A 12,528-nucleotide genomic window follows, 5' to 3' on the forward strand; every position below is an offset into this window, starting at 1 on the left:
AACCACAGACCCCATCAGGCCTTGGCAGGACAAACTCCCAAGGCCTTCGCCGCTACCAAGACCACCGCGATCCAATCAGCGAATTATTGAACATCGACAATTGCGAGCCAACGGGCCCGCGCCAAGCGCGGCCCGATGGCAGGCTCAGCCAAGCAATCCAGAGTCCCTCCGCGGTGATAGACTGGATTGCTTCGCTACGCTCGCAATGACGGTGGAGAGAGCCGCGCCCCTTTCAAATCTTGCACTCGCGGAAGCAAAGAGAGCGCATCCCACCGCGCCAATTCCCTCGCATTTTAGCAATTGCCTTGAAGGAAATTTCGCTCCTCACAGGGCAGGCTCGATTGCTTCCATGTGTGAGGATTGCGGATGAAGGTTTCTACCGTTGCGCCGCCGCCGATCGCGATCGTGGTTCCGAACTACGACACGACCAAGCAGCAGGACGATCAGGCCAAGGTCAAGGACGAGGATCCGACCTATAAGCCGCAGCCGCCCGCGCCGTTGCCGCCCGGTCAGGGCACGCGGATCGATCAGCTCGCCTGATCAGGCTTGCCAAGGCAGAAGCGCCCGATCCGGTCGATCGAGCCTTTGGTGCATCCGGCCGCATCTTTGCCGGATAGCGGGACCATGATCGGGCGCGGTCATCCCGGGATCCTGCGCATGATCGCACGCTTCCTGTTGCAGAACACGATCTTCGTCGTCGGCATGGGCGCGCTGTTGTTCGCCTCCGCCGGAACGTGGCACTGGCCTTCGGCCTGGGTGCTCCTCGCCACCTCTGCCCTGCTCGGTCCGCTCTGCGGCTGGTGGCTCTACCGGATCGATCCGGCGCTGCTCGCCGAACGTCTGCGGCCGGTTCTACAACGGGATCAGCCCGCCGCGACAAGATCTTCGTGACTGTCTTCGTCATCACGATGTTCGCCTGGCTGGCGCTGATAGGTTTCGACCGACGCATTCAATCCTCCGAGATGCCGGTTGCGTTCCAGATCCTCGGCCTCGTGTTGTTCCTGGCTTCGACGCTGTTCACAATGTGGGTCTTCCGCGAGAACTCGTTTGCCGCCCCCGTGGTGAAGCTCCAGGCCGAGCGCGCCCAGCGGGTGATCTCGACCGGCCCCTACGCCCATGTCCGCCATCCCATGTACAGCGGCATGATCCTGTTCTTCACCGGCGTGCCGCTGCTGCTGGGGTCGTGGTGGGGACTTGCGATGCTGCCGCTTTTCGCCGCTCTGTTTGCGGTCCGCATCGGGATCGAGGAGCGCACCTTGCGCGAGGGCCTGCCGGGCTATGCGGACTATGCGGCGCGGGTGCGCTATCGCCTCGTGCCGGGCCTCTGGTGAGGGCAATCCACTGCCGTCCGACCGGCTAATTATCCAGCTCGCGATAGCGGCGGAAGATGCCCTGCTCGTTGAAGGGAATGCGGCGGTCGCTTTCGAGATAGGCCTTGATGTTCGGCCGCGCAGCGATGCGGTCGTGCAGGCCGACCAGGGTCGGAATATCCGTCTCGAACGCCTTCATGCGCCTGGGGAAGGCATAGCGGAGCCCCGCGACGATCTGGAACAGCGAGAGATCGACATAGGTCAGTCGGCGGCCGGTGACATAGGTGCCGCCACTCTCGGTGAGAAGCTGCTCGAAATAGCCGAGATATTTCGGCACGCGCTCGCTCCAGAAATCGGCGGTGCGCTTCTTCGCCGCTGGCTTCTGGTCCTCGTAATAGAGCGAGGGTCCGAGCGGATGATGGGTGTCGTGGATCTCGACGACGAGGTCGGTGACGGTGAGCTGGAGCTGGTGCACCCAGAGCCTGCCGCCTTCGGTCTTCGGCGCAAGGCCATGGCGGGCACCGAGATAGAGCAGGATGTTGGCGGTCTGGCCGATGACGAGCTTGCCCGCTTTCAGGAACGGCGGGGCAAAGGGCGGCGTGCCTTCACGCGCATTCATTATCTTCATCATCGCAGCCGTTCCGCCCGGCCCGCGTGCGACGTCGATATAAGCGGCGCCCGCCTCCTCCAGCGCCAGCCGCACATATTCACCGCGGCCCTGGATCTCGGGCCAGTAATAGAGCTCGTATTTCATGGAGACCGTCCGTGATTGCGTTGCGGCAAGTGCAGTACGCAACCACGAACGCCATGACGTGAGAAGGAGTTCCGCGCCTCAATTCGCCGCAAAACAATAGAACAGGCCGTCGCCGCCGGTGCTCTTCAGATCGGCCTGCGAGCAGCCGCCGTCGGGGCCGCGGGACGGGTGAGAGCTGTTCCACGATTTCGAGGGCTCATCGTCGCGCAAGCCCCGTCGATCGAGATGGCCAACCATCGCGGCGCCTTGTGTGCTCGATGTCCAGTTCTTGCAGGTGCGATCGTCCGGACCGCCAAACGCGGTGCCGTCTGGTTGCGATCCCGTGAGGACGTCATGCCGGTTTGGCTGGTCGCCAACACCATTGATCCCCTCGCCCTTCTCGCTGAGCGCGGTCTGCTTGGTGAGGTTGTTGGCCGGGCTGTGCAGATCGGCAACGTCCTTGGCAATCACCGCGCCCTTGGCGTTCTGCCACGGTCCCTTGCCGATGCGGTCTCGGGCGTTGATTGCCGGCTTGCCGTCGGCGGCCTGGGTCGAGAGATAGGCGCGCCAGGTTTTGTTGCCTGCGCCGGCGGCCTGAGCGAGCTTCTGGCAGTGCGCGTCGGCTCCCTCGAGGCCGCCGAGATCGGCGCCCTTGCCGAGGCCGCTTGAGGTCACGAAAAACGTCATGTCGGCCGATTGCGCCAGCGCCGATGGGGCCGCAAGCAAGGCCAATACGAGTGCGAGGCCTGAAATCGTCGAGGATTTCGCGGTGCGGATCATGGTGTCCTCCTGTTGTGGTTGTCGTTTGGCCGCCTGATTTCAACCCGACGCACGCGTGCTTATTCCGATGCGGCGATGCGAGGCGCCCCAAAGAAGAGACGCGCATAAGAAAAGGCGCCGTGCCGGAGCACGACGCCTTGGTTTCTCATGTCACGAGCGATCAGTTGGTCTGCTGGATCGCCGACAATTCCCAGCCGGTGCCCGGCCGGCGGGCGAACGTCCAGATCTCGGTCGCCTCGCCCGGCTGCTCGCTGCCGGCAACGACTGCGCCGGTGTTGCGGTCGACCGTCTTGTCGGTGAGCGCGAAGCGCAGCGCCACCGTGGCGTAGTCCGTCTCGCCTTCGCGCCAGGCTTCCGCGAGGTCGCCCTGCAACAGCTTGACGTTGGTCACCTTGTTGACGACGTTGCGCGCGCGGTTCTGGGCGAGGTCCTGCTCGAAGTACGAGACCATCTCCGGCGTCGCGAGCGTGTGCAGCTTGGCGACGTCCTCGTTCGACCAGGCGGCCTGGACCTCGCCGAGCAGGCGCTCGAACGCTTCATAGTCGTCCGGCTTGATCTCGAGCGGCGCGTTGTTGGCGCCGAAGCCCAAGCCACCGAGACCGCTGCGATAGTTCGGCTGCGGTCCGGGACCTGCGCCCGCATCAGCATTGGCATAGGCCGCCTGCGGCGAGTGACGGCGCTGCCACCAGGACATCGCCAGCCGTACCACGAGTACCACCAGCGCGATCTGGATGATCAGGCCGAGGATCGAGGACAGGCCGCCGAGGCCGCCGAACAGACCGCCGCCGAACAGCATGCCGAGCAGGCCTGCGCCGAGGAAGCCGGCCGCAAGGCCGCCCAGGAAGCCGCCGCCGCGACCGAACAGGCCGCCGCGCGCCGGCGAGGTCGCGGCCGAATTCATGCCTGCGCCCGGCTGGGTGTAGGTGCGGTTGAACTGCGAGGTCGAGCCCGGCGCGGTCGTGGTCGATGGCGGCGCCGAATAGGTCCGCGAGCCGCGCGAACCCGAGGAGAAGCCGCCGCCAGCGCGGGCGTCGGCAGACGAGATCGCCAGCGCGGTCGGCAGCGCAAGCGCCAGCACGACGGCAATCGCCTTGAAGACACTGCGGGAGCGTTGCGAGAAAGTCATGTGCGTTTCCCAAATCCCCGGCATGGGGACGTGCGCTTAAGATGGGCAGACTTCCCGAAAAGTGAAGCGGGTTTCGGAACCTGTGGCTGCGGCCCTCAGTCGCGGGGATGTGGCAAAAGCCCATATTTGGCGAGGTTTGGCCGAGTAAACGGGGGAACGGGGGTCGCTGGATACCGGCGGGTTTGCAATGCGATTTCCGCTTTCTCCCCTCGTCATTGCGGAATAACTGGAGAGGACGCGCCTCATCCCGCCTTCGTCATCGTCTCCTTCACCGCCGCCACGAGCTGGCTGAGCGTGAACGGTTTTGGCAGGAAGTCGAACTGCTGGCCTTCGGGGAGGCTCTTCTCGAACGCATCCTCGGCGTAGCCGGAGACGAAGATGAACTTGATATCCGGGTTCTTCTGCCGCATCGCCGTCAGCAGCGTCGGGCCGTCCATCTCCGGCATCACCACGTCGGAGACGACGAGATCGATCGCGCCGCTCTGCTCCTCCAGCACCTCCATGGCCTCGACGCCGTTCTCGGCCTCGACCACCGTGTAGCCGCGCGAGCGCAGGCCGCGTGCATTGAGGGCGCGCAGGCCCTCTTCGTCTTCGACGAGAAGGATGGTGCCCTGGCCAGTGAGATCGGTGCGCGGCTTGGCCTCCGCCGCCGGTGCGGCGTCCTTCGCGGCGCCATGGCTCGCGCTGACCACGGCAGCGGGCTGCTCGACCTGTAGCTCCGGCTCCGCATGATGGCGCGGCAGGAAGATATGGAACGAGGTGCCCTGCCCCGGTTCGGAATCGACGTAGATAAAACCGCCGGTCTGCTTGACGATGCCGTAAACGGTGGAAAGCCCGAGGCCGGTGCCCTTGCCCACCTCTTTCGTGGAGAAGAACGGCTCGAAAATCTTGTCGCGGATGTCGGCGGGGATGCCGGTGCCGGTGTCGGCGACCTCGATCCGGACATAGTCCGCGGCCGGCATGCCCTTGTAGGCGAGCTTGCCGGCATCGTCGCTGGTGACGTTGGCGGTGCGGATGATCAGCTTGCCACCATCAGGCATGGCATCGCGCGCGTTCACCGCGAGGTTGACGATCACCTGCTCGAACTGAGAGACGTCGACCTTGACCGGCCAGAGGTCGCGGCCGTGGACGAGATCGAGCTTGACCTTCTCGCCGATCAGCCGGCGCAGCAGCATGGTAAGATCGCTCAAAGCATCGCCGAGATCGAGCACCTGCGGCCGCAAAGTCTGCCGACGCGAGAACGCCAGCAGCTGCCGCACCAGGGTGGCGGCGCGCGTCGCGTTCTGCTTGATCTGCATGATGTCCTGGAACGACGGGTCGGTCGGTTTGTGCGCGTTCAGCAGGAAATCGTTCGCCATCATGATGGCGGAGAGCACGTTGTTGAAGTCGTGGGCGATGCCGCCGGCGAGCTGGCCGACGGTCTCCATCTTCTGCGACTGGTTGATCTGGTTCTCCAGCGCGCGCCGCTCGGTGGTCTCGAGCATGTGCACGATCGCGGCTTCCGCGTCATTCTCGGCCGAATCGACCGGCGTGACGAAGAACTGGCCCGAGCGCTCCTTGGTCCCTTCCAGCGCCACTTCGACCGGCGCGACGTCGGCCTGGCCTTCGGCGGCCTGGTTGATGGCCGCGATCAAAAGGTGCCGGTCGCGCGAACTGACCGCGCGGAAGATCGACTTAGAGGCGCTGTCGAGCCCCAAGGCTTGCCCAAGCTTGGCGTAGCGGGCGTTGGAGCGCACGACGTTGCCGGCGCGGTCGACGGTCGCGATTGCCATCGGCGTGTGGTCGAAGAAGCGCATGAAGCGCACTTCGGCGGCGCGGTCGGGATCGCTGCGCTCGTCGCGGGCACGGCTGATCACGAGCGTGCGCGACGGCCCCGGCGCGCCGTCGGCGCCGAAGGCAAGCTTGTGATAGAGCCGCACCGGCATGGTCTTGCCCGTGCGCATGCGCAGGTCGATATCGAAGACCTCGGTCTTCACCTCGCCAGGTACCGCCACGATCGAGGTCAGCAGCGAGGCGCCGTCGCCGGAGACGATGTCGGTAAGCTTCAATCCGCCCGAGCCGATCTCGGCGAGGTCGTAGTCGAGCCAGTTCGCCAGCGTCGCGTTGACATAAGCGAGCTCGCCGGCCGGATTGACCGAGAAGAAGCCGCACGGCGCGTGATCGAGATATTCGATCGCGTGCTGGAGCTCCTGGAACACGTCCTCCTGGCGCTCCCGATCGCGGGTGATGTCGGCGATCGACCACACCGCATATTTCGCCTCGCGCTTGCCGGTGCCGAGCGGGCGCACCCGCATGCGCAGCCAGCGGCCCTGGTTGCCGTCATGACCGGAGATGCGCACCTCCTCCTGCTGCCGTTTGCCTTCGCGGGCGGCTTTGAGCAGGCGGAACACGGCTTCGGAGACGTCGGGGTTGCCGATAAAGACGCGCTCGACCGGACGCACGTCCTGTGGACCGGTGGCGCCGGTCAACGTCAGATAGGCCGCGTTGGAATAGACCACATGGCCGCGCGCATCGGTGACCGCGAGCCCGTCGAACGCGTGATCGGAGATGCGGCCGATGATGGGATCGTAGAGATTGCGGTCGGCGAAGCGGATGATGCCGGCGGCGAAAGCGAACAGGTTGAACAGGCCGACCATCGCCAGCACGGCGAGGATGCCGAGAATATATGGCTGCGCCTGCGCGCGCCCAAGCGTCATCAGCCCGACGGCGACCGCGACGAGCCCGGCGGCCACCAGCAGCACGAGCGCGATGCTGCCCGAGCGCGGCGACGGCTCATGCGCCGCAACGGGCTCGCGTGACAGGTCGTGGTCGGTCTCAGCAGTCATTTCACGCTGGCGTAGCCTGTCGGCAGAGAATCAACGCGCTACGGGGCGCGCAGGGTCCTCCCTGCCTGAATCGGACCCGAAGGCGCAAGGGCAGCAGGGGCGAAAGGTACGCTGATTCCCAGATTACGGCCATTTCCGGTACTTTCCGGGCATTTTATCCCCGCCCGGCGCTGAATCCGCGCTTCAGCCGCATGACGTAGCCGATGACTTCGGCGACCGCATGGTAGTGCTCGGTCGGGATTTCCTCATCGATGTCGACGGTGGCGTAGAGCGCGCGGGCGAGCGGCACGTTCTCGACAATCGGAATGTCGTGCTCGCGCGCGATTTCCCGGATCTTGAAGGCGAGGTTGTCGACGCCCTTGGCGACGCAGACCGGCGCCGACATGCCGCGCTCGTAGGACAGCGCCACCGAATAGTGGGTCGGGTTGGTGATGATCACGGAGGCCTTGGGAACCGCCGCCATCATGCGCTTCTTGGCGCGCTGCTGCCGCAGTTGCCGGATCTTGCCCTTGATGTGCGGGTCGCCTTCGGACTGCTTGTACTCTTCTTTGATCTCCTGGAGCGACATCTTCTGCCGCTGGAACCAGCTTCGGTACTGGAAGAAATAGTCGGCGATGGCGACGATCGCGAGCGCCGCCACCACTGCCCCGAGCAGATGGATGGTCATGCTGATGGTGGCTCCGAGCATGGCAGCCGGATCGAGCTTGACCATCGCTTCCATGCGGTGCCGCTCCGGCCACAGGATCATGGCCATGACGACGCCGAGCCCGATCAGCTTGCCGAGACCTTTCAGGAAGTTCGCCGCCGCCTGCTTGCCGAAGATGCGCTTGAAGCCGGCACCGGGCGAGATTTTGCTGAATTTGGGTTTCAGCGATTCGGCGGACCACACCAGGCGATGCTGGAGCATGTTGCCGGCAATCGCCGCCAGCACCAGCATCAAGAGGGGCACGCCGATCGCGGCGAGCACGGCGAACTCGATCTGCTGCATCAGCGCGAGCAGAGCCCTGCCGTCGGTCTTGATCATCCAGGAATTGGCGAGCAGGTTGCGCATCGGCGTCAATAGCCCGCTGCCGACCGAGGCCGAGAAGGTCGAGACCACGAGCGTGCCGCCCGCCATCATGAACCAGGTGTTGATCTCCTGGCTCTTGGCGACGTCGCCACGTTCGAGTGCATCGTCGAGGCGCTTTTGCGTCGGGTCTTCTGTTTGACTCTCCGGATCGTTGTCCTCCGCCATCGATCGATCCCTATCATTTGAGCGGCATCATCTGGTGCATGACACCGATGAAGTAATCCAGATACGTACCCATCATCGCCGTGAGCACCACGGCGAGCACCAGAAAGCCCGCGAAGATCGACAGTGGCACGCCGACGAAATAGACCTGCATCTGCGGCATCAGCCGCGCCAGCACCCCGAGCCCGATGTTGAAGACGAGGCCGAACACCAGAAACGGTCCGGAGAGCTGCAAGCCGAGGCGAAAGGCGGCGGCGAAGGCCCGCGTTGCCAGCGAGGCGACATCGCCGCTCGAGACGGTCTCGCCCGGTGCGAAGATCGTGTAGCTGTCGTTCAGCGCCGCGATCACCAGATGATGGCTATCGGTGGCAAACAACAATGTCACGCCCAGCATGGTCAGGAAATTGCCGACCAGCACGCCCTGCTGTCCCTGCGTCGGATCGACCGAGGTGACGAAGCCGAGTCCCATCTGCTGCGCGATCACGGAGCCGGCGACTTGCAGGGCCGAGAGCGTCACACGGGCGGTCGCACCCAGCACGATGCCGATCGCGATCTCATGCAGCATGAGGACCAGGAGCGGCGCGAGCGAGCCCATGTCGACTTGATAGGCATTGCGATGCAGCGGCAGGATGATCAGCGTGAGCAGCAGCGCGATCGACAGCTTGATCCGCGTCGGAATGTTGGTCTCGCCCAGGCCGGGCAGCAGCATCACCATCGCACCGACCCGGGCGAAGGCGAGCATGAAGGAAGCGGCAAGCGCCGGCAGCAGCGAGATGTCGATGCGCATGACCGACGCATTGTGCCTCAGCCGCCGATGATTCGCGACGAGATCCGCAGCATGTGGGCATGGAGCGAGTCGGCCATGAACGGTAGCGCCAATAGCATCGTGGCGAAGATGGCCAGGATCTTCGGCACGTAGATCAGCGTCTGCTCCTGGATCTGCGTCAGCGCCTGGAACAGCGACACGATGACGCCGACCACGAGGCCGACCACCATCAGCGGCGACGACACGATCACGATGGTCCAGATCGCATCGCGCGCGACGTCGAGGGTTTCGGGTCCGGTCATGACACAGTTCCTTTGTTCAAGTCTCATCCTCATCATTCTGACGGGAGGGAATGTTCTCTCCCCGTCATTGCGAGCGTAGCGAAGCAATCCAGACTGCCGTCTGCGGAAAGATTCTGGATTGCTTCGCTGCGCTCGCAATGACGACGGAGGCCGAAATCAGATCGGCATCTTCATGATGTCCTCATAGGCCGCGATCACGCGATCGCGGACTGAAACCAGCGTGGACACCGCGACGTCGGTGTCGGCAACCGCCGTCACCACGTCCATCACGTTGGCTTTGCCGGCGGCCATCGCCACCGTCTGCGCGTCGGACTTGCGGCCGGACTCCATGACGCTGCCGACCGCGTCTTTCAGCAGTGAAGCGAAGGATTGTCCGGTGGGCTCGCTGCCCTTGCCGGCACCGCTGTTTTCCAGCACGCGGGCGAGATTGGCGTAAGCATTGGCGGCGATTGTCGGTGATGCCATGGCTCAGATGTCCTGTTCAGCTCTTGAGGATGTCGAGCGTGCGCTGGATCATCCGGCGCGTCGCACTGATGATATTGAGATTGGCCTCGTAGGACCGCTGCGCGTCACGTATGTCCGTCATCTCGACCACCGAGTTCACGTTGGGATATTTGACATTACCGCTCGCATCGGCGGCCGGATTATTCGGCTCGTATTTGACGCGGAAGTTGGACTGGTCCGGCTTGATCCTGCCGAGCGTGACAACCTGCGCGTCGAGCGTGCGGTCGAGCGCGGACGAAAAGGTCGGCACCTTGCGCCGGTAGGGCTCGCCGCCAGCGGTCTGCGAGGTCGAATCCGCGTTCGCGATGTTCTCCGAGATCACCCGCATGCGGCCGGCCTGCGCCCGGAGGCCGGAGGTCGCGATCGCCATCGAGCGGGCAAAGTCGCTGCTGTCATTGGCCATGATGCGTCTCTAGCTCTTCCGTTCCGGGATCATGCTCTAGCCCTTGCCGATCGCGGTCTTGAGCAGACGCAGGCTCTTGGAATAGAGCGAGGTCGCCGCCGCGTAGTCCATCTGGTTGCTGGCGGCCTTCATCATCTCCTCTTCGAGATTGACGGCGTTGCCGGCAGGGCGGGTCTCAAAACCCGCATTCTTGTTCTGGTCGAATGCGGAGGCCGCCCCTAGCGGCGTCATGTGAGAGGCGCTGGTGCGGGCAAGGGCCAGCGGCCCCATCGAGCCTGTGACGGCGCCGGTCCTGTCGAGCTTAGGCTCGACCAAGTCGCGGGGCCGGAATTTGGGGGTATCGGAGTTGGAGACGTTCTCGGACAGGACGCGCTGGCGCTCCTGGTGCCACTGCATCTTGGTCCGAAGCGCCGACAGCACCGGGAGGTCGTTAATGGACATCGTTGCGGCTCCTTCCACCCCTTGCGGACCTTGAGATCCGAAGCTAGGCAGAATTTGCCGCCTGTATGGTTAACAGCTGGTTAAAGACATCACAGGCACCGGTTCCCCGATGGACACGACAGGCGGGCAGTTCCGATTCGACCTTTCCAAAAGTGGCATTAACCCAACCATTTGGCGGCGCGTACACGGGCCAAGAAGTCGTTTTGGATCGAGCGATTCATGGGTTATTAAGAGTTGGGGACGGCAAAACTTGCCGTGGAACGTTAAGAGATCGCAGTTTGGGGCATCGTATGCCGGTGGTTGGCGCGTCTGACCACGGGCACGAGAAAAGCGCCATTTGTCGGGGACAAGTATGCAAGGCAGCCCTATCACCTTCATCGTCGCGTTCATCGTCGTTCTGGCGTTGATCGGCGTCGCTGCATGGCTGGTTCGCCGATTCGCCAGCAGCCGGCTGGGCGCCAACACCCAGCGCGGCAGGATGCCCCGACTCGCCGTGATCGATGCCGCCGCCGTCGACGGCCGGCGGCGCCTGGTGCTGGTCCGGCGCGACAATGTCGAGCATCTCCTGATGATCGGCGGCCCGACGGACATCGTTGTCGAGCCCAATATCGTTCGCGCCGGGTCCGGCCGCGACCAGTTTCCGCAGCGCTCCAGCGCTGCCGAACCGCCGCGCCTCGCCCCCATGCCCGATTCCGGCGCCTGGGCCGACGAAGCGCCGCGACCCGAACTGCTCGATCACCCCGAGCCGCAAATGCCCGAGCCGCCGCCACGGCCCGCGCGCCCGTCCTTCGCCGACGAGGTGCGCCGGCCCGCTCCCGCGCCGGCCGAGCGCCGCGGCGATCCCCTGGCCGGCTTCCCGCCCGAGCCGATCGCGCCACGGCCCGAGCGCGAACCACGGCCCGAGCCGCTGCCGCCGCGCATCGCCCGCAGCGAGCCGCCGTTGATGCCGCGTCCGCCGCGCCACAACGACCCGGGGAAGGTGCCGCCGGTGCGCGCCGAGCGTGCGGCGCCGCCGCCGCCTCCACCGATTCCACAGGCGGCTCCGCCGGCCCCTGCCCCGGCCGCCACGAGCGCCGAGCAGAATCTCGCCGAAATGGCCCAGCGGCTCGAAGCTGCGCTGCGGCGCCCGGCCGGCGAGACGGTCGCGCCTCCGGTTGCGCCGGAACCGCCGGCCGCTCCCCCACGCGCGGCACGGAGCGATCCGCCGGCGCCACCGGCCCCGCCCGCAAAGCCGGCCACGGAAAAGACCAGCTTTGAAAATCTGGAAGACGAGATGGCGTCCCTGCTCGGCCGTCCGAAGCCGTCTTCGTGAGGTTGCCGGCCCTCCCGCGTAGAGTTCTTTTTCTTTCTGTCCTAATCGGCGCGGCCTCGCTCGCGAGCCTTTCGCATGCGCAGGACATCAGCATCAATCTCGGCGGAGGTCCGGGTGGCGGCGGCGTCACCGAGCGGGCGATCCAGCTCATCGCCCTGCTCACGGTGCTGTCGATCGCGCCGTCGATCCTGATCATGATGACGTCGTTCACGCGCATCGTGGTCGTGCTGTCGCTGCTGCGCACGGCTATGGGCACGGCGACCGCCCCGCCGAACTCGGTGATCATTGCGCTGGCGATGTTCCTCACCTTCTTCGTGATGGGACCGGTCCTGCAGAAATCCTACGACGAGGGCATCCGCCCGCTCGTCGCCAACCAGATCGGCGTCGAGGACGCACTCCAGCGCGCCTCGGTGCCCTTGCGCGGCTTCATGCAGAAGAACGTGCGCGAGAAGGACCTCAAGCTATTCCTGGATCTCTCCGGCGAGGCACTGCCGGCCACGCCTGACGATCTCGCACTGCGCATCCTGGTCCCCGCCTTCATGATCTCCGAGCTGAAGCGCGCCTTCGAGATCGGCTTCCTGTTGTTTCTACCCTTCCTGATCATCGACCTCGTCGTTGCCTCAGTGCTGATGTCGATGGGCATGATGATGCTGCCACCAGCAACGATCTCGCTGCCGTTCAAGCTGATCTTCTTCGTGCTGGTCGACGGCTGGTCGCTGGTGGCGGGAAGCCTGGTGCAGAGCTACGGGGGGTGATGGGGCGTTCGGCGGCAGCTTCGCGCGACGGATCCTCTCC

At 64.9% G+C, this 12,528-nt stretch carries 13 protein-coding genes and 1 pseudogene; 4 read left to right on the forward strand and 10 right to left on the reverse strand.

Annotation, left to right across the window (positions count from 1 at the left end):
* Positions 1-366 precede the first annotated feature (366 nt).
* Positions 367-540 carry a hypothetical protein gene (locus IVA96_RS33230; RefSeq protein ID WP_247278050.1) on the forward strand — a complete coding sequence of 58 codons (174 nt, stop codon included), beginning with the start codon at positions 367-369 and terminating at the stop codon, positions 538-540.
* A gap of 117 nt (positions 541-657) precedes the next feature.
* Positions 658-1,331 (forward strand): annotated as a pseudogene (locus IVA96_RS33235) (isoprenylcysteine carboxylmethyltransferase family protein).
* Positions 1,332-1,356: 25 nt separating this feature from the next.
* On the opposite strand, the gene IVA96_RS33240 reads toward IVA96_RS33235, so the two are convergent.
* The 10 genes from IVA96_RS33240 to flgB all read right to left on the reverse strand — a co-directional run bounded on the left by IVA96_RS33240 (position 1,357) and on the right by flgB (position 10,421).
* Positions 1,357-2,064, reverse strand: a complete 708-nt coding sequence (locus tag IVA96_RS33240; RefSeq protein ID WP_247278051.1) for a glutathione S-transferase — start codon at positions 2,062-2,064, stop codon at positions 1,357-1,359.
* 78 nt (positions 2,065-2,142) lie between these two features.
* Entirely contained in the window at positions 2,143-2,823 is a 681-nt protein-coding gene (locus IVA96_RS33245) for a lectin (RefSeq protein WP_247421825.1), read from the reverse strand.
* A gap of 160 nt (positions 2,824-2,983) precedes the next feature.
* Positions 2,984-3,973, reverse strand: a complete 990-nt coding sequence (locus IVA96_RS33250; protein ID WP_247278053.1) for a Tim44 domain-containing protein — start codon at positions 3,971-3,973, stop codon at positions 2,984-2,986.
* Positions 3,974-4,191: 218 nt separating this feature from the next.
* Positions 4,192-6,774: a PAS domain-containing protein gene (locus IVA96_RS33255; RefSeq protein ID WP_247421827.1), complete on the reverse strand. Its 2,583-nt coding sequence runs from the start codon at positions 6,772-6,774 to the stop codon at positions 4,192-4,194.
* Positions 6,775-6,928: 154 nt separating this feature from the next.
* On the reverse strand, positions 6,929-8,008 hold the full coding sequence (gene flhB, locus IVA96_RS33260; protein ID WP_247421828.1) for a flagellar biosynthesis protein FlhB: 1,080 nt from the start codon (positions 8,006-8,008) through the stop codon (positions 6,929-6,931).
* A gap of 13 nt (positions 8,009-8,021) precedes the next feature.
* Positions 8,022-8,792, reverse strand: coding sequence for a flagellar biosynthetic protein FliR (fliR, locus tag IVA96_RS33265; RefSeq protein WP_247278056.1), 771 nt, complete (start codon positions 8,790-8,792; stop codon positions 8,022-8,024).
* Positions 8,793-8,809: 17 nt separating this feature from the next.
* On the reverse strand, positions 8,810-9,073 hold the full coding sequence (fliQ, locus tag IVA96_RS33270; RefSeq protein ID WP_011088555.1) for a flagellar biosynthesis protein FliQ: 264 nt from the start codon (positions 9,071-9,073) through the stop codon (positions 8,810-8,812).
* A 156-nt stretch (positions 9,074-9,229) separates the two neighbouring features.
* Positions 9,230-9,538: a flagellar hook-basal body complex protein FliE gene (gene fliE / locus IVA96_RS33275; RefSeq protein WP_247278057.1), complete on the reverse strand. Its 309-nt coding sequence runs from the start codon at positions 9,536-9,538 to the stop codon at positions 9,230-9,232.
* 16 nt (positions 9,539-9,554) lie between these two features.
* Positions 9,555-9,980, reverse strand: coding sequence for a flagellar basal body rod protein FlgC (flgC, locus tag IVA96_RS33280; RefSeq protein ID WP_247421829.1), 426 nt, complete (start codon positions 9,978-9,980; stop codon positions 9,555-9,557).
* Positions 9,981-10,016: 36 nt separating this feature from the next.
* Positions 10,017-10,421: a flagellar basal body rod protein FlgB gene (gene flgB, locus IVA96_RS33285; RefSeq protein ID WP_247278059.1), complete on the reverse strand. Its 405-nt coding sequence runs from the start codon at positions 10,419-10,421 to the stop codon at positions 10,017-10,019.
* Between the two features lie 352 nt (positions 10,422-10,773).
* Between flgB and IVA96_RS33290 the strand changes: the two genes are divergently transcribed.
* Positions 10,774-11,733, forward strand: coding sequence for a flagellar biosynthetic protein FliO (locus IVA96_RS33290; RefSeq protein ID WP_247421831.1), 960 nt, complete (start codon positions 10,774-10,776; stop codon positions 11,731-11,733).
* A complete protein-coding gene (fliP, locus tag IVA96_RS33295) occupies positions 11,730-12,488 on the forward strand; it encodes a flagellar type III secretion system pore protein FliP (protein ID WP_247278061.1) in 759 nt (252 codons plus the stop codon). Before IVA96_RS33290 ends, fliP begins: the two co-directional genes overlap by 4 nt.
* Positions 12,489-12,528 lie beyond the last annotated feature (40 nt).

The sequence above is a fragment of the Bradyrhizobium sp. 159 genome (genome assembly GCF_023073795.1).
GTDB lineage: Bacteria > Pseudomonadota > Alphaproteobacteria > Rhizobiales > Xanthobacteraceae > Bradyrhizobium.

Coding starts and splice junctions, on each gene's coding strand:
- IVA96_RS33290 (WP_247421831.1), top strand. CDS start 10,774: ATGCAAGGCAGCCCTATCACCTTCATCGTCGCGTTCATCGTCGTTCTG.
- IVA96_RS33245 (WP_247421825.1), bottom strand. CDS start 2,823: ATGATCCGCACCGCGAAATCCTCGACGATTTCAGGCCTCGCACTCGTA.
- IVA96_RS33230 (WP_247278050.1), top strand. CDS start 367: ATGAAGGTTTCTACCGTTGCGCCGCCGCCGATCGCGATCGTGGTTCCG.
- flhB (WP_247421828.1), bottom strand. CDS start 8,008: ATGGCGGAGGACAACGATCCGGAGAGTCAAACAGAAGACCCGACGCAA.
- IVA96_RS33255 (WP_247421827.1), bottom strand. CDS start 6,774: ATGACTGCTGAGACCGACCACGACCTGTCACGCGAGCCCGTTGCGGCG.
- flgC (WP_247421829.1), bottom strand. CDS start 9,980: ATGGCCAATGACAGCAGCGACTTTGCCCGCTCGATGGCGATCGCGACC.
- IVA96_RS33250 (WP_247278053.1), bottom strand. CDS start 3,973: ATGCCGGGGATTTGGGAAACGCACATGACTTTCTCGCAACGCTCCCGC.
- IVA96_RS33240 (WP_247278051.1), bottom strand. CDS start 2,064: ATGAAATACGAGCTCTATTACTGGCCCGAGATCCAGGGCCGCGGTGAA.
- flgB (WP_247278059.1), bottom strand. CDS start 10,421: ATGTCCATTAACGACCTCCCGGTGCTGTCGGCGCTTCGGACCAAGATG.
- fliE (WP_247278057.1), bottom strand. CDS start 9,538: ATGGCATCACCGACAATCGCCGCCAATGCTTACGCCAATCTCGCCCGC.
- fliR (WP_247278056.1), bottom strand. CDS start 8,792: ATGCGCATCGACATCTCGCTGCTGCCGGCGCTTGCCGCTTCCTTCATG.
- fliQ (WP_011088555.1), bottom strand. CDS start 9,073: ATGACCGGACCCGAAACCCTCGACGTCGCGCGCGATGCGATCTGGACC.